The sequence below is a fragment of the Actinospineispora eucalypti genome (assembly GCF_039543365.1).
In the GTDB taxonomy this organism is placed as follows: Bacteria; Actinomycetota; Actinomycetes; order Mycobacteriales; family Pseudonocardiaceae; genus Pseudonocardia; species Pseudonocardia eucalypti.
In genome coordinates, this window is record NZ_BAABJP010000068.1 from 194,551 (window position 1) to 214,374 (window position 19,824).

The 19,824-nt window shown below is 72.7% G+C and carries 21 protein-coding genes; 8 read left to right on the forward strand and 13 right to left on the reverse strand.

Features of this window, described 5'->3' with window-relative positions; translation table 11 throughout:
- The first annotated feature begins 58 nt into the window (after positions 1–58).
- From ABEB12_RS41215 to ABEB12_RS41225, 3 genes are read left to right on the forward strand one after another with little or no spacing between them, the layout of a single operon-like run.
- Positions 59–1,999: an FAD-dependent oxidoreductase gene (locus ABEB12_RS41215; RefSeq protein WP_185065735.1), complete on the forward strand. Its 1,941-nt coding sequence runs from the start codon at positions 59–61 to the stop codon at positions 1,997–1,999.
- On the forward strand, positions 1,999–2,667 hold the full coding sequence (locus ABEB12_RS41220) for an isochorismatase family protein (RefSeq protein WP_185065736.1): 669 nt from the start codon (positions 1,999–2,001) through the stop codon (positions 2,665–2,667). Before ABEB12_RS41215 ends, ABEB12_RS41220 begins: the two co-directional genes overlap by 1 nt.
- A 4-nt stretch (positions 2,668–2,671) precedes the next feature.
- Positions 2,672–4,105: a cytosine permease gene (locus ABEB12_RS41225; RefSeq protein WP_185065737.1), complete on the forward strand. Its 1,434-nt coding sequence runs from the start codon at positions 2,672–2,674 to the stop codon at positions 4,103–4,105.
- A gap of 27 nt (positions 4,106–4,132) precedes the next feature.
- Here ABEB12_RS41225 and ABEB12_RS41230 read toward each other — a convergent pair whose 3' ends face one another.
- The 4 genes from ABEB12_RS41230 to ABEB12_RS41245 form a co-directional block, all read right to left on the reverse strand.
- The gene (locus ABEB12_RS41230; protein WP_185065738.1) at positions 4,133–5,554 is read right to left on the reverse strand and encodes an FAD-dependent oxidoreductase; all 1,422 of its coding nucleotides are present in this window, start codon (positions 5,552–5,554) and stop codon (positions 4,133–4,135) included.
- 23 nt (positions 5,555–5,577) lie between these two features.
- Positions 5,578–6,843 carry a cytochrome P450 gene (locus ABEB12_RS41235; protein ID WP_185065739.1) on the reverse strand — a complete coding sequence of 422 codons (1,266 nt, stop codon included), beginning with the start codon at positions 6,841–6,843 and terminating at the stop codon, positions 5,578–5,580.
- Positions 6,840–7,658 (reverse strand): SDR family oxidoreductase, encoded by an 819-nt coding sequence (locus tag ABEB12_RS41240; RefSeq protein ID WP_185065740.1) that lies wholly within the window; start codon positions 7,656–7,658, stop codon positions 6,840–6,842. The genes ABEB12_RS41235 and ABEB12_RS41240 overlap by 4 nt, the downstream gene beginning before the upstream one ends.
- An 88-nt stretch (positions 7,659–7,746) precedes the next feature.
- Complete coding sequence (locus ABEB12_RS41245) at positions 7,747–8,964, reverse strand: alpha/beta hydrolase (protein ID WP_185065741.1); 1,218 nt, start codon at positions 8,962–8,964, stop codon at positions 7,747–7,749.
- Positions 8,965–9,056: 92 nt separating this feature from the next.
- On the opposite strand from ABEB12_RS41245, the gene ABEB12_RS41250 reads away from it, so the two are divergent.
- Positions 9,057–9,644 (forward strand): TetR/AcrR family transcriptional regulator C-terminal ligand-binding domain-containing protein, encoded by a 588-nt coding sequence (locus ABEB12_RS41250; RefSeq protein ID WP_185065742.1) that lies wholly within the window; start codon positions 9,057–9,059, stop codon positions 9,642–9,644.
- Here the strand turns inward: ABEB12_RS41250 and ABEB12_RS41255 are convergent.
- Positions 9,641–10,009 carry a nuclear transport factor 2 family protein gene (locus tag ABEB12_RS41255; protein WP_185065743.1) on the reverse strand — a complete coding sequence of 123 codons (369 nt, stop codon included), beginning with the start codon at positions 10,007–10,009 and terminating at the stop codon, positions 9,641–9,643. The genes ABEB12_RS41250 and ABEB12_RS41255 overlap by 4 nt on opposite strands.
- A gap of 375 nt (positions 10,010–10,384) precedes the next feature.
- On the opposite strand from ABEB12_RS41255, the gene ABEB12_RS41260 reads away from it, so the two are divergent.
- Positions 10,385–10,726, forward strand: a complete 342-nt coding sequence (locus ABEB12_RS41260) for an Lsr2 dimerization domain-containing protein (protein ID WP_185065744.1) — start codon at positions 10,385–10,387, stop codon at positions 10,724–10,726.
- A 67-nt stretch (positions 10,727–10,793) separates the two neighbouring features.
- Here ABEB12_RS41260 and ABEB12_RS41265 read toward each other — a convergent pair whose 3' ends face one another.
- From ABEB12_RS41265 to ABEB12_RS41280, 4 genes are all read right to left on the reverse strand, one after another.
- Positions 10,794–11,720 (reverse strand): TIGR03560 family F420-dependent LLM class oxidoreductase, encoded by a 927-nt coding sequence (locus ABEB12_RS41265; RefSeq protein ID WP_185065745.1) that lies wholly within the window; start codon positions 11,718–11,720, stop codon positions 10,794–10,796.
- Between the two features lie 84 nt (positions 11,721–11,804).
- Complete coding sequence (locus ABEB12_RS41270; protein ID WP_185065746.1) at positions 11,805–13,136, reverse strand: D-arabinono-1,4-lactone oxidase; 1,332 nt, start codon at positions 13,134–13,136, stop codon at positions 11,805–11,807.
- Positions 13,133–14,296, reverse strand: coding sequence for an alanine racemase (locus ABEB12_RS41275; protein ID WP_185066191.1), 1,164 nt, complete (start codon positions 14,294–14,296; stop codon positions 13,133–13,135). Before ABEB12_RS41275 ends, ABEB12_RS41270 begins: the two co-directional genes overlap by 4 nt.
- A gap of 76 nt (positions 14,297–14,372) precedes the next feature.
- Positions 14,373–15,347, reverse strand: a complete 975-nt coding sequence (locus ABEB12_RS41280) for a helix-turn-helix domain-containing protein (RefSeq protein WP_185065747.1) — start codon at positions 15,345–15,347, stop codon at positions 14,373–14,375.
- Between the two features lie 52 nt (positions 15,348–15,399).
- Between ABEB12_RS41280 and ABEB12_RS41285 the strand changes: the two genes are divergently transcribed.
- Entirely contained in the window at positions 15,400–15,789 is a 390-nt protein-coding gene (locus ABEB12_RS41285) for a cupin domain-containing protein (protein ID WP_185065748.1), read from the forward strand.
- 50 nt (positions 15,790–15,839) lie between these two features.
- On the opposite strand, the gene ABEB12_RS41290 is transcribed toward ABEB12_RS41285, so the two are convergent.
- Positions 15,840–16,733 (reverse strand): NAD-dependent epimerase/dehydratase family protein, encoded by an 894-nt coding sequence (locus tag ABEB12_RS41290; RefSeq protein WP_185065749.1) that lies wholly within the window; start codon positions 16,731–16,733, stop codon positions 15,840–15,842.
- Positions 16,734–16,817: 84 nt separating this feature from the next.
- Here ABEB12_RS41290 and ABEB12_RS41295 point away from each other — a divergent pair, with 84 nt between their 5' ends.
- Entirely contained in the window at positions 16,818–17,381 is a 564-nt protein-coding gene (locus tag ABEB12_RS41295; RefSeq protein WP_185065750.1) for a TetR family transcriptional regulator, read from the forward strand.
- A 9-nt stretch (positions 17,382–17,390) separates the two neighbouring features.
- Here ABEB12_RS41295 and ABEB12_RS41300 read toward each other — a convergent pair whose 3' ends face one another.
- The gene (locus ABEB12_RS41300) at positions 17,391–17,810 is read right to left on the reverse strand and encodes a nuclear transport factor 2 family protein (RefSeq protein WP_185065751.1); all 420 of its coding nucleotides are present in this window, start codon (positions 17,808–17,810) and stop codon (positions 17,391–17,393) included.
- Positions 17,811–17,946: 136 nt separating this feature from the next.
- Positions 17,947–18,201 carry a hypothetical protein gene (locus ABEB12_RS41305; RefSeq protein WP_185065752.1) on the reverse strand — a complete coding sequence of 85 codons (255 nt, stop codon included), beginning with the start codon at positions 18,199–18,201 and terminating at the stop codon, positions 17,947–17,949.
- Between the two features lie 62 nt (positions 18,202–18,263).
- Between ABEB12_RS41305 and ABEB12_RS41310 the strand changes: the two genes are divergently transcribed.
- Positions 18,264–19,061 (forward strand): enoyl-CoA hydratase-related protein, encoded by a 798-nt coding sequence (locus ABEB12_RS41310; RefSeq protein ID WP_345703592.1) that lies wholly within the window; start codon positions 18,264–18,266, stop codon positions 19,059–19,061.
- Between the two features lie 127 nt (positions 19,062–19,188).
- On the opposite strand, the gene ABEB12_RS41315 is transcribed toward ABEB12_RS41310, so the two are convergent.
- A complete protein-coding gene (locus tag ABEB12_RS41315) occupies positions 19,189–19,821 on the reverse strand; it encodes a winged helix-turn-helix transcriptional regulator (RefSeq protein ID WP_185065753.1) in 633 nt (210 codons plus the stop codon).
- Positions 19,822–19,824 lie beyond the last annotated feature (3 nt).

The window sequence follows — 19,824 nt, forward strand, 5'->3', positions numbered from 1 at the left end:
GGTTGCCGGTTCAACGGCTCCTGGTGAGGGTGGCCACACCCGAACTGGTGAGGTGACCATGACCCAGATGGTGCGGCCACCGGACGACCGGACCACCACCCGGCGCGCGCGGACGCTGGCCGAGGTGTGCGACACCCTGGTCCCGTCCGTCGAACCGCCCGCCGGTGAGCCGGCGGAGTTCTACGCCCGGACGGCCGGCGACCTCGGCATCGCCGAGCTGCTCGCCCCGGACGCGGCCACCGGGGCGCTGCTGGACGCGCTGGGCGAGCGCGGGTTCGCCGATGCGCCGCTGCCCGAGCGCACCGCCCTGCTGCGGGACTGGATGCTGCGCGGCCCGCACGCCCCGGCGCTGCGCGGGCTGTGCTCCGAGGTGCTCGGCGCCTACTACTCGCTGCCCGACGCCGGCGGGCGCAACCCGAACTGGGCCGACCTCGGCTACCCCGGCCCGGTCAGCGCCCCGCCCGCCGTCGCCGAACGGCTGGACACCCTGCGGCCCGAGGGCGACCAGGTCACCCTGACCGCCGACGTGTGCGTGGTCGGCTCCGGCGCGGGCGGTTCGGTGATCGCCGCCGAGTTGGCCGGCTGGGGGCGGTCGGTGCTGGTGGTGGAGGCGGGCCGGCAGTGGACGCCGGCCGACTTCCGGCAGCTGGAGCACGACATGGCCGGGATGTACCTGCGCGGCGGCCAGTTCAGTGCCGAGGGCGGCACGATCGGCCTGCTGGCCGGTTCGGCGCTGGGCGGTGGAACCGTGATCAACTCGATGGTCTGCCTGGACCCGCCGGCCGAGGTCCGCGCGGCCTGGGCGGCCGAGCACGGGCTGGCCGACGTGGCCACCGCCGCCTTCGACGAACACCTGGCGTCCGTGCGCGCCCGGCTGAACGTGAACACCGAGCGCACCGTGCTCGCCCCGGCCGCCGAACCGATGGTCGACGCGCTGGACAAACGGGGCCTGGCCTGGGAGGCCATCGCGCGCAACTGCGCCGATGACGACGACGCGCGGCTGTGCGGGTTCTGCAACGCGGGCTGTCAGCAGGGCTCGAAACAGTCCACCGACCGGACCTACCTGCGGGACGCGGCCCGGGCCGGCGCCCGGTTCCTGACCGGCACGAACGTGCGGCGGATCCTGGTGGACGGCGGTGCGGCGCGCGGCGTGGTCGGCACGCTGACCCGGCCGGACGGCTCCACCGCGGAGGTGACCGTGCACGCGCCCACCGTGGTGGTGGCGGCCGGCGGGATCGAGACCCCGGCGCTGCTGCTGCGGTCCGGGATCGGCGGCCCGGCTGTGGGCCGGCACCTGCGGCTGCACCCGGCCTACTTCGTCAGCGGGGTGTATCCGCGGGAGATCAACGCCTGGTCCGGGCAGATCCAGACGGCGGTCTCGTTCGCCTTCCACAACGCGGCCGAGGGCGCCGGCTTCCTGCTGGAGCACGTGACGCTCAGCCCGCGCGGCTGGGCGGCGCAGCTGGACTGGACCGACGGGGCGGCGCACAAGCGGGAGATGCGCAAGCTGGCCCGGGTGGCGCCCTGGCACGGGGTGGCGCACGACCACGGCAGCGGGGAGGTGGTGCTGGACGCCGAGGGTGAAGCGGTGGTGCGCTGGCGGCTGGCCGACCCGGTGGACCGGCGGGTGGCCGCGCTGGCGCACGTGGAGCTGGCCCGGCTGCACCACCTGGCCGGGGCCGAGGAGATCTACACCTTCCACACGCCGGAGCTGCGCTGGCGGGCCGGCCAGGACTTCGAGGAGTTCCGCCGGCGGCTGGACGCGGCGGAGCACGAGGGGGTGCCGGCCTCCGCGCACCAGCTGGGCTCGGCCCGGATGGGCGCCGACCCGGCCACCTCGGTGGCCGATACGCGCGGGCAGCTGCACGACGTGCGCGGGGTGTGGATCGGGGACGCGGCGGCGATGCCCACCTCGCCGGCGGTGAACCCGATGATCACTACCATGGCGCTGGCCCGGCGGACCGCGTTCGCCATGGCCGGCGAGCGGGTGAGCGCCTGATGGCCGAGCGACACATGATGGCGGTGTCCGACCGGGAGCTGCCGTTCCACCCGGACCGGGCGGCGCTGCTGGTCATCGACATGACCAACGACTTCGTGGCCGGCGGCGCACCCTACGAGTGCGCGGCGGCCCGGGCGCTGATCCCCCGGATCAACCGGCTGATCGGGCTGGCCCGCGATCGTGGGCTGCCGGTGGTCTACACCACCCAGGTGCACCGGGCGGACGGCGCCGACCTGGGCATGGTGCGCTACCTGCACCCGATCACCGCGTCCGGCGCCGCGCTGGTGGAGGGCACCGAAGGCGTCCGGGTGCACCCGGACGTCGACTTCCGGGAGGACCGGGACGAGCTGCTGGTGAAGCGGCGCTACTCGGCCTTCCACGGCACCGACCTGGAGGAATCCCTCCGGGCCAGGGGAGTGGACTCGGTGATCGTCACCGGCGTGGCCACGCACTCCTGCTGCGAGGCCACCGCCCGGGACGCGCTGTTCCGGGACTTCGCGGTGTTCTTCGTCGCCGACGCGACCGCGACCGTCGGGCTGGCCGACGCCGGCTGGGGCGAGTTCACCCCGGAACAGGTGCAGCGCTTCGCGCTCACCGACATCGCGCACTTCATCGGCCGGGTCGGCGACACCGACGAGCTGGCCGCGCTGCTGGAATCAGGGAGGTAGACAGGTGCCCGAGGAGAACGCGCGCGCCGCCGGCCGGCTCTGGCAGGCGATCGACGACAACTCGCTGACCCCGGTGCCGGAGGAGGAGCGCAAGTCCGGCTGGTACCTGTCCTGGCTGCCGGCCGGGATCGCCACCTCGCTGCTGCAGCTGACCATCGCCGGCACCATCACCGCGCTGGTCGGCTCGGTGCTCGGGCTGGTGGCCGGGGCGCTGGTCGGCGTCTTCGTGATGGCGCTGGGCTGGCTGTTCGGCAACATCGCGCGGGTGGAGGGGCTGTCCAGCACCGTGCTGCCCCGGTTCTACGGCCTGGGCCTGCGCGGCTCGGCGATCTCCTCACTGGCCTTCGGCGTGATGATCATCGGCCTGCTGGCCAGCGAGAACGTGGTGCTCTACCACGGCACCCTGTTCGCCTTCGGCTGGCCGGACAGCACGGGCAACCGAGTGCTGATCTACGGCCTGCTCACCCTGGTCTGGGTGCTGCTGAGCATGTTCGGCATCAAGATGGTCACCCGCACCTCGTCGGTGCTGGTGGTGGTATTCCTCTGCCTGCTGGCCTACATGACCTTCCGCATCTACGGCGAGTCCCCGGTGACCCTGGCCGACGCGTTCACCCAGGCCAGCACCTCGGTGGTGGGGTCGGAGGAGGCCCGGTTCTTCACCGTGGTCGGCATGCTGGGCGGCCAGGGCGGCGCGCTGATCCTGGTGAACGCCGACTACGCGCGGTACGCGCGGGGCAAGGGCGCGGTCGGCGGGGTCAGCCTGACCGGGGTGATCATGCTGGACATCGTCGGCATCGCGCTGGGCATCCTGGTGCTCACGGGCGGGAACAAGCTGGTCGGCGACCACCTGGTGGCCAGCGGCCAGGCAACCCCGGAGACCGCCGTGGCGGCGGCCGGCGCCCTGGCCACGCACAACACCGGCGCCTACTTCGTGATCCTCTCCGGCGTGCTGGGCTTCGCCCTGATGTACGTGGCGCAGACCAAGGTGCAGGTGCTGAACGTCTACTCCGGCGCGCTGGCCCTGTCCAACCTCTGCTACGTGCTGTCCGGGCGGCACCCGAACCGGCTGGTGATGATCCTGGTGGCCAACGCGATCTGTCTGCTGATGATCGCGGCGGGCGTGTTCGAGAAGCTGTCCGGGTTCCTCAGCGTGCTGGGCATCGTGATCATCGGGTTCATCGCGCTGGCCATCGCCGACTTCTACCTGGTGTCCCGGTGGCGCCCCCGGCCGCCGGGGGTGGAGGTGGTGAACTGGGCCGGCGTGGGGACCCTGGCGTTCGCCTCGGTGGTCGCCTACCTGCTGGCCGAGACCGGGGTGTTCCCGTTCGGGTTCGTGGCCTCCACGGTGATCGTGCTGGTGGTGTACCCGCTGGTCCGGCTCCGGTTCGGCCCCCGACCGGGGGCGGAGGAGCCGGCCGAGGCGGTCGCCGCCCGGTGAGCGGGCAGCCGTCGGCGCTGGAGTGGGCTAGGAGCTGAGCCGTGCGGACGCGGCCGCCGACCGGCCGGCGATGCGCCCGAAGGTCAGGCAGTTGCACAGCGAGTTGCCGCTGCCCATGTACACGTCGCCGAGCACGCCACCGGTGCATTCGCCGGCCGCGAACAGGCCGTCCACCGGTGCGGTCGTCGTGGCCAGCACCCGGGCGTCCGGGTCGATGCGCAGCCCCGCGCTGGTCAGGCCCAGCTGGCTGAGCCGGACCTCGGCGGCGTAGAACGGCGGCTGCTCGATCGGCCGCATGACGCTCGGTTCCTTGAGGTACAGCGAGTCCCGGCCGGCCGCGACGTCGGCGTTGTACCGCTCGACGGTGCCGCGCAGGTTGGCCTCCGGCACCCCGATCGCCCGGGCCAGCTCCTCCAGGCTGTCGGCCCTGGTCACCCGCCCCTTGCCGACCATCTCGTCGACCACCGGCTCCACCCAGTCCTCCCAGTCGGCGCCCGGGATGTGCACCTTCTTCGCCCCGGCGGACGTCTTGGGCTGGGCGGCGCGCTTGGCCGCGTCGTCGAAGATCGCGTGAATCGGGTGCGGCTGGGACAGGAAGATCGGCTGGGTCACGCTGTACGGGGCCATCTCGTTGAAGAACCGCCGCCCGGTGCCGTTCACCAGCACCAGCCACCCCGGAAGGTAGGCGTCCGGCAGGTGGGCGAAGTTGGGGCGGACGTTGATCTGGCACCGGTCGTGGCCCAGGACCTGGGCCCCGACCTGCGCGCCGAGGGTGAACGCGTCGCCCTGGGAGGTCTCCGCGCCGATGTACCAGAGGAAGTCGCCGGACAGCCGGGAGACGGTGGGCAGGTGCTCCGCGACCAGCTTCTCGTTGGCGCCGAACCCGCCCAGGGCGAGCACCACCGCGCCGGCGCGCAGCTCGTCCGACCCGCCGTCCGCGTCCACCGCGACGCCGACCACCTGGTTGTCCTCAACGACGAGCCGGTTGACCCGCCGGCGCAGCGCCACCTCGATCCCGGGCCGCCGCTTCACCTGGGCGTACAGCGCCTCCACGATCGCCGCGCCCTCGCCGATCGCCACGTGGCCGCGGGCCTGCGGCTCGTCCCCGGAGAAGTAGATCTGCTCGTAGAACCGGACCCCCAGGTCGCCCAGCCAGTCGATGGTCGGGCCGCACTCGTCGGCCAGCCGGCGCACCACCGGCGGCTCGACGTTCCAGTGGTTGGTGGACAGGTAGAAGGAGTAGAGCGCGTCCGCGCTGTCCTCGATGCCGGCGGCCTTCTGGTAGCGGGTGCCGGCGCCCATGACCACGCCGGAGGACAGCCGGCTGGACCCGCCGACCACGTCGGAGCCCTCGATGAGCAGCACGCTGGCCCCGGACGCGGACGCCTCCAGCGCGGCGGCCAGCCCGGCCGCGCCGGTGCCGACGACGGCGACGTCGAAATCACTCACGGTGGTTTCCTCTCGGGGTGTGATCACCAGCGCACCGGCAGGGTGGCCCAGGTGCGGGTGTGGAACCGGTCCAGGTCGCGCCGGGCGGGGTTCTCCGGGTCCAGCCGCAGGCCGGGCAGCCGGCGCAGCAGCGTGCGCAGGGCGATCTCCAGCATGGTGCGGCCCAGCGCCGCGCCGAGGCAGGCGTGCGCGCCCCGGCCGAAGGAAAGGTGCCGGCGGACCTCACTCGGGTCGCGGTCGATGCGGAACTCGTCCGGGTCGCGGAACGCGGCGGGGTCACGGTTCGCGGCGGCGAACAGCACCCGGACCTTGGCGTCCGCCGGGATCGGGATGCCGGCGACCACCGTGTCGGCGGTGGTGGTGGTGCGGAACAGCGCCTGGGCCGGGGCCTCGTAGCGCAGGATCTCCTCGACGGCCAGGCCCCACCGGTCGGGCTCGCGGGCCAGCAGCTCGCGCGTCTCCGGGTGGGTCAGCAGCAGGTGGACGCCGTTGCCGATGGCGTGGTTGGTGGTGTCCACGGCGGCGACCAGCAGGATCTGCAGCGCCATCAGCAGTTCCTCGTCGGTGAACTGCCGGTCCTCGTACTCGGCGTGGATGAGGTGGGTGAGCACGTCGTTGGGCGGCTCGGTGCCCGCCGCCAGGTCCTTGCGGCGCACGGCCACGGCCTGGGAGAAGTACTCCTGAAGCTCCACCAGCGACCGGTACGAGCGCTCGTAGGCCTCTGCGTCCCCGCCCAGCGCCAGCAGAGTGTCGTCGCTCCAGCGCTTGAACCGGTCCCGGTCCTCCGCCGGCACGCCGAGGACCAGCGCGATCGTCTCGATCGGCACCGGTTCGGCATACCCGGCTATCAGGTCGGCCGGAGCGCCGGAGGCCTCGAACGCGTCCAGGCGCCGCTCGCAGATCCGCTCGATGTCCGGGCGCATCGGGTTGATCACCTTCGGCTGGAAGGCGGCCACCACGATGCGCCGCTGCCGGGTGTGGTGCGGCTCGTCGGCGTAGATCAGCATGCCGACACCGTCCGGGGCCACCAGGCGCTCCGGCCCGGGGCCCTGGCCGCTGGCGAACGTCCGGTTGTCCTGCAGCAGCGCGGTCACGTCGGCGTAGCGGGCCACCGAGTAGAAGTCGGTGGTCGGCCGGGCCACGATCGGGTTCGCGTTGATCCGGTCGACCTCCACCCCGGGCACGTCCAGGTGGTGCACCGGGCAGCGGTCCCGCAGCTCGGAGTAGCCCGGGTAGGGGTCCTCCCGCCCGGCGCGGTCGTACGGGTCGTAGCTCGGCTGCCCGCTCATTGCACCGCCTCCGCGAACGCGGCCGGGATGTTCGGCAGGTCGCGGCTGCACATCAGCCCGCCGTCCAGCTTGATCTCCGAGCCGGTGATGTACCTCGAGGAGTCGGAGGCCAGGAACAGTGCCGCGTCCGCCACGTCCTCGGGGGAGCCCGGCTCGGTCAGCGTGGCCGCCCGCAGTGCGGCGCCGGCCGTGGGGTGGCCGTCCAGGTAGGCCAGCGCCTCGCCGCTGAGCACGTAGCCGATCACGATGGTGTTGGACCGCACGCCCCGGCGGGCGTAGTCGACGGCCACCTGCCGGCTCAGCGCGTTGAGCGCACCCTTGGCCATGCTGTACGCCGGCATGCCGGGCATGCCCAGCTCGGCCGCCATCGAGGAGATGTTCACGATCGACCCGTGCCCGGACTCGATCAGGTGCGGCAGCGCGTACCGGCAGGCCCAGACCTGCCCGTACAGGCCGGGCACCAGCATGGCCCCCAGGTCCTCGGTGGTCAGGTCGAGCAGCGACCTGTCGGTGCCGGCGATGATCTGGTCGGTCGGCGCCGCGTTGTTCACCAGGATGTCCAGCCGGCCGAACTCCCGGACGCAGTCGAGTACCACGGCCCGCACACTGTCCTCGCTGCCGATGTCCAGTGGCAGGTAGCGGGCCGTGCCGCCCCGGCCCCGGATGTCCTCGGCCACCGCCTCGCCGGCGTCGGCCGAGCGCCCGCAGACCCCGACCATGACGCCGGCGCCGGCCAACCGCTGGGCGATCGCGGCTCCGATGCCACGCGTGGAGCCGGTCACCAGTGCGACCCGCCCCGCTACCGAAGCCAACATCAGACCGCCCCCGGCTCGTCGTTGTGCCGCTAAGGAAGTGTGCGGTCACTACCGTAATGGCGAGCCGTTGCGTTCACAATCCCCGCGATCAGCGCAGCGTCTCGTCCAGCCAGTCGTAGATCCGGGCCATGGCCAGCCGCTGCGCGCCGACCTGGCAGTGCGCGTCCGCGCCCTCCTCCTCGGTGAACCGCAGCAGGGTCTTCTTGCAGGTCAGGCGCTCGTAGAGCCGCTCGGGCTCGCCGGGAAGCGCGCCTTCCCCGGTGAAGAACAGGTCGTCCTCCGCCGCGCAAACCAGGGTCGGGCAGGCCACCCGCTCGGCCACCCCGTCGCCGAGGTGGTACTCCAGGAACCGGGCCAGGAACTCCCGCGGCGTGGCCGCGCCCATGACGAACCGTCCGTGGCCGATCGCCCAGCGCAGGGTCGGGTTGGTCGCGACCGCCACGTCCAGCATCTGGTCCAGCTCGTCGTCGCGCTCGGCGTTGGCCCGGCGCACCAGCTCGGCCCGGTCCAGGTCGGACGAGGCAAGCACGGGCCGGGCCGCGTCGAAGACGCCGTCCAGGGCGACCAGCGCGGCGATCCTCGGCTCGAAGGCGGCCGCGCGCGGCGCGAGCATGCCGCCGAGGCTCAGCCCGAGCAGCGCGATCCGCTCGGGGTCCACGGTCGGCTCGGTGGCCAGCAGGTGGTCCAGCACCGGGGAGACCACGTGCTCCCAGTCCGGCTGGAAGACCAGGCCCTGCCGGTGGATGGCGCTCGGCTGGCCGGGGCCGTCGAAGGTGAGCACGTGGTAGCCGCGCTCCAGTCCGGCCAGGGCGCCGAACGTGTGCAGTTCCTCGGCGCCGCCGTCGAAGCCGCTGTGCATGACCATCGTCGGGGTCGGCCCGCTCGTCGCGGCCCGGTAGAAGTAGCCGTGCAGCTCGGTGTCCCGGTAGGGGATGCGTACCGGCTCGGCCTCCGGCACGGCCGCCCGGAAGCAGTCCACCGAGCGCCCGTAGGCGTGGGCGATGCGCGGGTCGGCCGGGTTGTCGTGCAGGAAGAACTCGGCGGTCCGGTAGTAGGTGGCGGCGCGCAGGTAGCCCTGGCGGGCGCTGACGCCGTGCCCGGCCCCGGCCGCGCGGTCGGCCTCGCCGGCCAGCCGGTCGGCGATGGCGGCCCAGGCGTCGTGCCAGCTGTCGTAGTCGCCCGGCGTGATGCGGCCGGCCGTGGCCACCACCTCGCCGAAGTCGGATCCGCCGTAGGCGGCCTGGCCGAACACGCGCAGCGTCTCGAACCAGAACTGCGGGTCGTCGTGGAACATCAGCTGCTTCATCGGGGCACCCCAATCGAATTTGGACGGGACGGTAGCGTCCCGACCAATATAGACAGGACGGTACCGTCCCGTCCATCAGCTATAGTGGCGCGATGTCACCCCGCACGGCCACCGGCGCCGCGGTCCTGCGTACCGAGATCACCCGGGACATCTCCCGCGCGGTGTTCGACGAGCTGGTCGAGCACGGGTACGCCCGGGTGTCCATGGAAGCGGTGGCCAAGCGGGCCGGGGTGGGCAAGAGTGCGCTCTACCGGCGTTGGCCGGGCAAGCGGGACATGGTGATCGCGGTGCTGGCCGACTTCAGCGTGCCCAGGGCGGTCCTGCCGGACACCGGCTCACTGCGCGGCGACGTGCTGGCGCTGCTGCACGGGCTGCACGAGTGGGTCACCCACCCGGCGTTCGGCCGGATCCTGGCCGACCTGGTGGCCGAGGCGAACCGCGACCCGGGGCTGGCCGAGGCCACCCACGCCGCGGTCGGCGAGCCGCGCCGCGCCCTGGCGGCGGACATCCTGCACCGGGCCATCGCGCGGGACGAGCTGCCGGCCGATCTGGACGTCGACGTCGCCCTCGACGTGCTGGCCGGGCCGCTGTACTGGCGGGTCGGGGTGCGCAGCACCCCCGCGACCCCGGACTACCTGGACCGGTTGGCCGACTTCGTGCTCCGCGCCCTCGGCGCCTAACGGGCTCCGGCCGGGTTGGTGTCGGTGCCGGGGTAGGTGCCGTAGCCCTGGGTGACCAGTGGGCCTTCGAAGATCAGTACCTCGTTCACCAGGCCGCCCTTCTGGTTCCGGTAGTTGATCACTAGGCAGTCCACGCCCAGGTAGCTGCCGACCACCTCGAAGCGCAGGTCGGGAATGCGCCGCAGGCCCTCCGCCCAGTAGGCGCGCAGCGCCTCCTTGCCCCGGATCACCCCGTCGCCGCCGAGCAGCTGGGCGGCCACCGGAGAGCGGAAGGTCACGTCGTCGGCGAAGTGGCTGAGTACGGCGTCCAGGTCGTGCGCGTTCCACGCCGTCACCCAGGAGTCGACAAACGCCTCATGATCCATGCGCCCATTCTGCCCGGCCGCCCGCTCAGGACGGCCCTGGTCGCCGCCGCGGCCTCGGCGCCGCGCGGAAACCGGGCGCGGTGATCGGACCGTTTCGAATCCGTGGGTCACTCGTTGGGTCCGGTGTGGTCGAGTAATTGACGGCCGTATTGGGGGGAACGAGCCGCCGCCTGGGCCGGATGCATCGGCCCTGGCGGCGGCTTTCCTGTTCAGCCGCGTTGCTCGCCCGAATGGGCGGCGGATAATCCCCTTCCGGTGTAATGGGTCGATTGGACTTGTCGCGGGAGGCGGGTCTAGTCTGGCGTTGATTCTGGGAATTGGGCCGCGGGGCGATACGCGGTTTAGCCGTTCCAGCTTGTTGGAGGTGTGTGCGCAATGGCGCAACAGGTACTGGTTTCTCTGGTGGATGACCTCGATGGTCAGGTGGCGCAGGAGACCGTCGAGTTCGGGCTGGACGGCAAGTCCTATGAGATCGACCTGTCCAGCGAGAACGCCGGACGGTTGCGGGACACGCTCGCCCAGTTCATCGCGGCGGCCCGCCGTCCGGGCAATGCGCGCCGCCGGCCGGCCGGTGGTGCCGCCGTTCCGCGCCGCGCGGCCGCGGACCGCGAACAGAACCAGGCGATTCGTGAGTGGGCCCGTGAGCGGGGAATGAAGGTCTCCGACCGCGGCCGTATCCCCGCCGACCTGCTCGAGGCATATCACCAGGCCAACTAATCACCGGGGAACGAGCGATTCCCCGGTGATTGCCGGCGCGGATTGCGAGGTCCGAAATCGTCTGGCGCTAAGACAGCTGCGGCGCGACCTCGGCGGCAACGAGTTCGAGCTGCTCCAGATCGGTGAGATCGAGCACCTGTAGGTAGAGCCGGGTAATACCGGTCTGTTCCCGCCAGTGCCCGATCTGGTCGACGATTCTGGCCGGCGAGCCGACGACCGGGTTGGCGGCCAGCTGTTCCTCGGTGTGGCCGGTCACCGCGCTCCGCCGCGCGATGTCGGCGTCGGTGGTGCCGATCACCAGGGTCTGCGCACCGGAGAGGGTGAGTTCGGCCGGGTCCCGGCCGGCGTCCTGGCAGGCCTGCGCCACGCGCCGGTACCGCTCGACGACCATGTCCAGCGGGGCGAACGGCACGTTGAACTCGTCGGCGAACCGGGCGGCCAGGGCCGGGGTCCGCTTCGTGCCCCGGCCACCGATGATCACCGGGATCGGCCGGGTGGGCTTGGGCAGCGCGGGCGAGTCGACCAGGGTGTAGTACTTGCCGGAGAACGAGTAGGTCTGCCCCGCCGGGGTGCCCCAGAGCCCGGTGATGATCTCGAGCTGCTCGGTCAGCCGGTCGAACCGTTCGGCCAGCGGCGGGAACGGGATGCCGTAGCCGGTGTGTTCGGCCTCGAACCAACCCGTGCCCAGGCCGAGCTCGATCCGGCCGCCGGACATCTGGTCGGCCTGCGCGACGGTGATCGCCAGCGGTCCGGGCAGGCGGAAGGTCGCCGAGGTGACCAGGGTGCCGAGCTTGATCCGCTCGGTCTGCACCGCGAGTGCGGAGAGGGTCGTCCAGGCGTCGGTCGGGCCGGGTTCCCCGGAGACGCCCATGGCCAGGTAGTGGTCGGACCGGAAGAACGCGTCGAATCCGGCGTCCTCCGCGGTCCGCGCCACGCGGAGCAGGTCGGCGTAGGTGGCGCCCTGCTGGGGCTCGGTGAAAATCCTGAGATCCACGGAGTCAGATCCTATGCGGCAGGCGCGCGGTACACGGACCGGTGGGAACCGAGCCGGCACATACGCCAATCGGCCTGGGGCCGGTTAGGCCCGGTGGGGGCAGGCTGGTGGGGGACCCAGGACCTTGTCCAGGTACGGGTTGGTGAAGACGCCGGTGGGGTCGAGGCGGTCGCGCAGCGCGACGAACTCGTCGAACCGGGGGTAGCGGGTGCGCAGCTGCTCGGCGCCCAGGCGGTGCATCTTGCCCCAGTGCGGCCGGCCTTCGACCGCGGCGAAGATGTCCTCCATGGCGTCGAAGAACGGCCGGTACGGCATGGCGTGGTACTGGTGGAACGCCAGGTACGCGCTGGTCCGCCGGTAGGTGGGGGCCAGCGGGATGTCGTCGGCGGCGACGAAGCGGCACTCGAAGGGGAACGCCACGTTCAGGTCCAGCCGGTCCAGCATGGCCCGGACCTCGGCGACGACGTCGACGAAGCGTTCCCTCGGGAAGGCGTACTCGCCCTCGTTGAACCGCACGTCGCGGCGGGAGGCGAACACCCGGTGCGAGAGGTCGGTGTACTCGCGGCGGCTCAGCGAGCCGGACACGATCCGGTTCGCCCTGGGCACGAAGCCCGGGAAGCGGGTGCCGATCCGGTTCAGCGTGCCGAAGCCGACGTTGGTGACCACGGACTCGTCGAACCAGTGGCTGAGCCGGCCGATCGGCCTGAGCTCGGTGTCGGCGGGCAGCCGCCGGAAGCGCCGGGTCAGCGCGGTGTCGGTGTAGGGGAACCAGAAGAACTCGAAGTGGTCGTTGCCCTCGACCAGCTCGTCCAGCTCGGCGAGCACCCGGTCCAGCGGCATCGGCTCGTCGATCACGTGCAGCGCGAACGACGGCACGCACCGCAGCGTGACCTTGGTGATCACGCCGAGGGCGCCGAGGCCCACCCGGGCAAACTCCAGCAGCTCGGGGCGTTCCTCGGCGGAGGTGCTCACCACCGAGCCGTCCGCCAGCACCAGCTCCAGCCCCTGGACCTGGGTAGCGATGCCGCCGAACCGCGCCCCGGTGCCGTGCGTTCCGGTGGAGATGGCGCCGGTGATGGTCTGCCGGTCGATGTCGCCCAGGTTCTCCATGGCCAGGCCGTGCCCGGCCAGCAGCGGGTTCAGCCGGTGCAGCGGGATGCCGCCCTGCGCGGTGACCAGGCCGGTGGCCGTGTCCACCCGCACCAGCCGGGCCAGCCGGTCCAGGCGCAGCTGCAGGCCGTCCGGCGCGGCGATCTCGCTGAACGAGTGCCCCGATCCGGCCGCCTTCAGCCGCAGGCCGTCCCGGACCGCGTCCTTCACCGCACCGGCGACCTCGTCCACATTCGCCGGCGCGACCACCCGCACCGGCCAGGCGCGCACGTGGCCGCTCCAGTTCCGCCATTCGGGGGTGGTCATAGGAATGCCCGGCCTTCGCCTCGGTAGGTGGGTACCGCGTCGACGATGCGGTCGCCCCGGACCAGATGCAGTACGTCAACCCGTTCGCACAGCTCACCGGCCTTGGCGTGGCGGAACCAGACGCGGTCGCCGAGGCCCAGTGCGGCTGCGCCCGGTCCGGCCAGCGGGGTCTGCGCCTCGCCCGCGCCCTCGGTGGCGGTGAGGTGCAGCCCGGTGGGCCAGGTGGGGACGGGCAGCCGGTCGGTCCCGACCGGCCCGGAGGCCACCCATCCGCCGCCGAGCACGGTGACCATGTCCGGTGCGGGCCGGCGCACCACGGGCAGCACGAAGAAGGCGGAGGGATGGTGCCGGAAGCCGGTGTAGGCGTCGAACAGGCCGGGGGAGTACAGGCCCGAGCCCGCGCCCAGCTCGGTGATGGCCGGCTCGGACGCGGTCGACTCCAGGCTGCCGGTCCCGCCGCCGTTGACGAACTCCAGCGGGGCCAGGGCGGTCACGGCGGCCACCACCTCGGCCCGCCGTTCCCGCAGCTCCTTGGCCGAGGCCCGCTGCATGGCCCGGATGGCGGCGCGCCTCACCGGCGAGCCGGGCCGGTTGTCGCCCACGCCGGCGATCTGCCCCTCGTAAGCCATCAGGCCGATCAGCCGCAGCTCCGGACGGGCCAGCACCGCCTCGGCCAGCGCCCGGGCCTGTCCGGGCGAGCGCACCGGCGAGCGGCGCGGCCCGAGGTGCACCCGGTCGCCGAACAGGCGCAGCGAGGCGTCCAGGTCCAGGCACACCCGCAGCGGCGCCCCGCCCCGGGCCGCCTCGGCGACGAACTCCACGTGCTCGGGCGAGTCCACCATCACGGTGACCCGGGACGCGCGGTGCTCGTCGACCGCCAGCTTGCGCAGCGCGTCGCCGTCGGCGGTGGGGTAGCCGACCAGCACGTCGTCGAACTCCTCCGCCAGCCACCCGGCCTCGGGCAGGGTCAGCGCCATGATGCCCCGGAAGCCGTCGGTGGCCAGCGTCCGGCGCAGGATCTGCCGGCAGCGCACCGACTTGCTGGCCAGGCGGATCGGTTTGCCGGCCGCCCGGCGCACCATGTCCAGCGCGTTGGCGTCCAGCGCGCCGAGATCGACCACGGCGTAGGGCGGCCGCAGGCCCTCGGTGGCGCGGGCCATGGCCGGGAACCCGGCCGGGGCCGCGCGCTCGTCTCGCTGCACGAAGTGGATGTTTCCACACCCGACCCCACCCGGGTTAGCACTGCTCACCCGCCGGGCCGAACCGCGCTCGGTACCCGGCGGGGCTGAGCCCGGTCCGGCGGCGGATCTGCGCGCGCAGCGTGGATGTGGTGCCGAAGCCGCTCGCCCTGGCCACCGCCGCCAGGTCCAGGTCACCGCGCTCCAGCAGCCGGCGGGCGAGCAGCGCGCGCTCGGTGGTGAGCCAGGCCAGCGGCGTGGTGCCGAGCTCGGCCCGGAACCGCCGGTGCAGCGTGGCCGGGCTGGCCGCGGCCCGCCGGGCCAGGTCGGCCACGGTCAGCGGATGGTCCAGCCGCTCCCGGGCCCAGTCCAGCACCGGGGCCAGCGAGGTGTCCGCCGCCGCTGGTACCGGCCGCTCGATGAACTGCCGCTGGCCGCCCTCCCGGTGCGCGGCGAACACCAGCCGGCGGCTGACCTGGTTGAGCACCTCCGCGCCGTGGTCACGGCCGATCAGGTGCAGGCACAGGTCGAGCGCGGCGGCGCTGCCGGCGGCGGTCAGCACCTGCCCCTCGTCCACGAACAGCGTGTCCGGCTCCAGCCGCACCCGGGGGAACCGGCTGGTGAACAGCGCCGCCCAGCGCCAGTGCGTCGTCGCCCGGCGACCGTCCAGCACGCCGGCCGCCGCCAGGGTGAACGCGCCGGTGCAGAAGCTCACCAGCCGGGCCCCGCGCCGGTGCGCCGCGCGGATCGCGTCCAGCACCTCGGCCGCCGGCTGCCGGTGCGGGTCCGGGCGGTTGGGCACGATCACCGTGTCGGCGGTCCCCAGGATGTCCAGCCCGGCGACCTCGGACAGCGTGAACAGCCCGTCATGCATGCTCACCGCGCGGCGCGGGGCACAGAGCGCGAAGCCGTACCAGGGCCGGTCCAACTCCGGGCGGCGCAGCCCGAACAGCTCGGTGGCCACGCCCAGCTCGAACGGGTTGGAACCGGTGTCCACGATCATGACCACCCGGTGAGAGGAATTGCGCGACATGTGCCATTCCTAGCACTCACGCTTCCCGCTCCCGGGTGGTCACGATTGCCACGTGACCAACTCACCTGTAGATCTTGCCGCCGCACTGACCAGCTTCGACGCCCTGTGGAGTCCGCGCATCGCGGCCCGGGTGAACGACTACGACGTGCGAATCGCCAAGGCGCACGGCGAGCACGTCTGGCACGTGCACGAGCACACCGACGAGTTCTTTCTGGTCCTGGACGGCGAGCTGCGCATCGGGCTGCGGGACGAACCGGCCGAGCGCACCGTGACCCTGCCCCGGGGCACGATCTTCGTCGTCCCGCGCGGCGTGGAGCACCGCCCGTTCTCCCCGGACGGGGCCTCGGTCCTGATGTTCGAACCGACCGGCACCTCCACCACCGGGGACCGGCACGCCCCGATCCCCGCGCATGTGGACTCCACCGCCGGTCACGAGCTCTAGCGCCGAAGGCGCTGGCCGAGCACGCGCCCAGTTAGGCGCGTGCGGGGGATCTAGACCGCGTACGCCCCGGCGGCGATGTCCTCGAACAGCGTCGGCCCGGTCGGCACCCAGCCGAGGATCTCCCGGGTGTAGGTGTTCGACGCGGCCAGCTCCATGCCGAAGAAGAACCCGATCCAGCCGAAGTGCTCGGCGGCGTCCTCCTTGGCCACCGAGATCGTGGGCAGGCCCAGGTGGTCGCCGATGGCGGCGGCGATGTCCCGCGACGGCAGTCCGAGCTCGGCCACCGCGTGCATCCGCGAGCCGGCGGGTGCCTTCTCCAGCGCGAGCCGGACCATCCGCGCGGCGTCCGAGCGGTGCACGGCCGCCCAGCGGGTCGAGCCGTCGCCCACGTAGCCGGCCGCTCCGCGCTCCTTGGCCACCGCCGTCAGCCGGGCGGTGAAGCCGTGGTCGCCCACGCCGTGCACGGTCGGGGAGAAGCGCAGCGCGACCGGGCGGACCCCCCGGTCCGCGTAGGACAGGGCCAGGCTCTCGCCGCCGCCGCGTAGCGAGTCGGCGCCGTGGTGCGGCGAGGCGTCGTCCTCCCGCAGCGGCCGGTCGAGGTTCTCCGAGGCCAGCCCGGAGGCGATCAGGAACGGCCGGCCGCTGCCCTCGAGCTTGTCCAGCATCCGCTCGACGGCGGCGCGCTCGCTGCGCCAGGCGCCGGGCATGTCGGTGAAGTCGTGCTTGAAGGCGAGGTGGATGACGCCGTCGGCGTCCGCCGCGCCGGCCGCGAGGCTGTCCAGGTCGTCCAGGCTGCCGCGATGGACGGCGGCACCCTTCGCCTCGAGCGCGGCGGCCGATTCGTCCGAGCGGGCGAGGCCGACGACCTCGTGGCCGTTGGCGAGCAGCTCGTCGGTGACGGCCGAGCCGATCCAGCCGGAGGCGCCGGTGACGAAAACGCGCATTGTGGGTCCTTCCCGAGCTATGTCAGTTACTGACATCGACCGTAGCACTTCATGTCAGCGGCTGCCATCACTAAACTCGGTGCCATGGGTCGCTGGGAGCCGGACGCGCGCGGGAGGATGATCCGCGCCGCGATGGAGCTCTACGCCGAGCGCGGCTTCGACCAGACCACCGCCAGCGACATCGCGGAGCGGGCCGGCGTCACCGAGCGGACCTTCTTCCGGCACTTCGCCGACAAGCGCGAGGTCCTCTTCGACGGCTCCGCGACCATGGTGCGGACGGCGCACGACGCGATCCTGGCCGCGCCGGCCGACAGCTCGCCGCTGGAGGCGGCGCTGGCCGGCATGGTCGCCGGCGGTGACCTGCTGAAGGACCTGCACGACCGCTCGGTCCGCCGCGCCGCGATCATCGCAGCCAACCCGAGCCTGCAGGAACGCGAGCTGCTCAAGCTGGCGTCCATGACCGACGCGGCGGCCGGGGCACTGCGCGAGCGTGGCGTGCCCGAACCCGCCGCCAGCCTGGCCGCGCACAGCGCGGTGACGGTCTTCCACATCGCGTTCGCGCGCTGGGTCTCGGCCGCCCGGCCGCCCGGGTTCGCGCGGTGCGTCGCGGAGACCGCGGCGGAACTGCGCGGCGTCACCTCGGCCTAGCGAAAACTCTCAGGCGCGCATCGCCGTGAGGTAGCCGAGCGCGTCCAGGTAGGTGTCCTTGCGGTGCACCCCGCCGTCGCGGACCTCGATCAGGTCGACGATGTCCAGCGCGACCCGGCGGCCGTTCGGCCGCACCACCGCGTCGCCCACCGGCAACGGCTGGGCCAGCGTGCCCAACATGGTGCTCTCGAACACGATGAAGTCGGCGGTGGTGTACAGCCGGCGCTCCTGGAACTCGATGTCCGGCCAGAGCCGGCACACCTGGGCGACCGCCTCCCGGACCTCCGCGCGACCGGACGAGCGCACCCCCAGCGCGGCAACCGTGAACGCCGAGTCGTCGGTGTGGAAGCTGGCGATCTCGTCCGGTTCGTGCCGCGCCCACGCGGCCGCGTACTCGCTGAACATCCGGGCGGTGGCGGTCGGGCTCATCGATAGTGTCATGCGGAACATGGTTGGTGCAGCCGTCAGCGAGGTCGATTACGTCAGGGGTAACGACCTGAACGCGTGAGCGCCAGCCCGACGCCGAACTGCCGGTAGCCGAGCATCGCGTAGTACCGCCCGCGGCTCAGCCGGAGCCGTACCTCCGGCGGCGCGTCCTGTGCGAGGGCTCCGGGGCACCCGGCTGCTTGCGACGCGCCTCGGCGCCGGACTCCTCGGCGTCCTGCGCTTCCTCGCCCGCGACCCGCCCGACGAACTCCTCGTTGCGGGTGGTGCCGGTGGTGCTGTGCTTGTCGGTCTCGCCGTCCTCGGGACGCCCGCCGGTGTGGCGGGAGCCCGCCACGTGGGGGTCGGCCGGGACGTCCGACTCGCTGCGCTTCATGCCCGGCGACTACCCGGGCGCGGGCGCGCCAAACGGGCACCGGGGCGGGACATGATGTGCGGGTGACTAATGTCAGCACCGACGAACACCGCGTGAGTACCGAGCGCCACGGCCGAACCCTGCTCATCCGGATGGAACGTCCCACCAAGCGCAACGCCGTCGACGCGGCCATGACCTCGGCCCTGGACGAGGCACTGAACCTGCTGGACGACGACCCCGACCTGTGGTGCGGCGTGCTGTCCGGCGGTGCGGGCATGTTCTGCGCCGGCACCGACCTGGGTGCCGGCCCCGGCCGGCCGACGGCCCGCGGCGGTCCGTACGGGGTCGTCGGCCGCCGGCGGGCCACGCCGCTGATCGCGGCGGTGGAAGGCATCGCGTACGGCGGCGGGATGGAGATCGTGCTGGCCTGCGACATGGTGGTCGCCGGGCGCTCGGCGCGTTTCGGGTTGCCGGAGGTCACCCACGGCGTGGTCGCCAACTGCGGGGCGCTGTTCCGTGCCGACCGGTCGCTCCCGCTGGTGGTGGCCAAACAGCTGTTGCTGACCGGCCGACCGCTCGGGGCGGAGCGGGCCTACGCCCTGGGCCTGGTCGGCGAGCTGGTCGACGACGGCCAGGCCGAGCGGGCCGCGCTGGAGATGGCGGGCGACGTGTGCGCCAACTCCCCGGCGGCGGTGCGGGCCACGCTGCGGGCGGTCGAAAAGGCGGCCGGCGAGCGCGACCAGCAAGGCTGGACGCTCACCCGTGAAGCGGAGGCGGCCATGGCGGCCTCGCCCGATCGCGCCGAGGGCATCGCCGCGTTCCTGGAGAAGCGGGAACCCCGCTGGTCCTCGGTTGAACCCGCCGGGCGTCATCCGGAGTAGACGCCCGATTCGCCCGGCGTCGAAGTGTTCCGCGGCACCTTGAACGGCATGACGATGACCCGGTCAAGGACCGCCGTAGCCTGCTACCTGGCGGCAATCGGCTGCACCCTGCTCGCCACCTGTGCGGTCAAGGCCGCGCCGGGGGGTTGAAGACGGCTCGTACGGCCGCTTCGTCGCCTTCGATGTCGATGAGCCCGCGGATGTCGTCAAGGTCGAGCACGCCCGCTGACAGCCCGAGAACGATCGGGCCTTCGGCGCGCAGGACGGCATCGAGATCGCGACCATCGTGCGGGCTCACCTCGGTGCCCGAGCGCGTCGTCCGCGCCTGGAACAGGTGATCGTCAACCGCGATCCCCACCGTCGAGGACCGGCGTGCGGCATTGCCGCCGAGCAGGGCGGAGAGCGGCAGGACGAGCCATTCGGCGCGGAAATGGTCGCCGCCTGGTCCGCGCGTCATGAGCGGCGTGGACCAGCGGATGAGGCCCTCGACCGGCTCCCGCAGCTCGGCCCCCCACGGGGTGAGCGCGTAGGTGATCGCGTTGCCCTCGCCGGCCAGGCGCCGCTCGACCACGCCCGCGGCCTCGAGGTCGCGCAGACGATCGGTCAGCAGGTTGGTCGCGATGCCGGGAAGCCCATCGGTCAGGTCGCGATAGCGGGCGGGAGCCATCAGCAGCTGGCGGACGATGAGCAGGTTCCAACGATCGCCCACGACATCGAGAGCCCGGGCGAGACCGCAGTACTGGCCGTAGCTTCGACTCATACC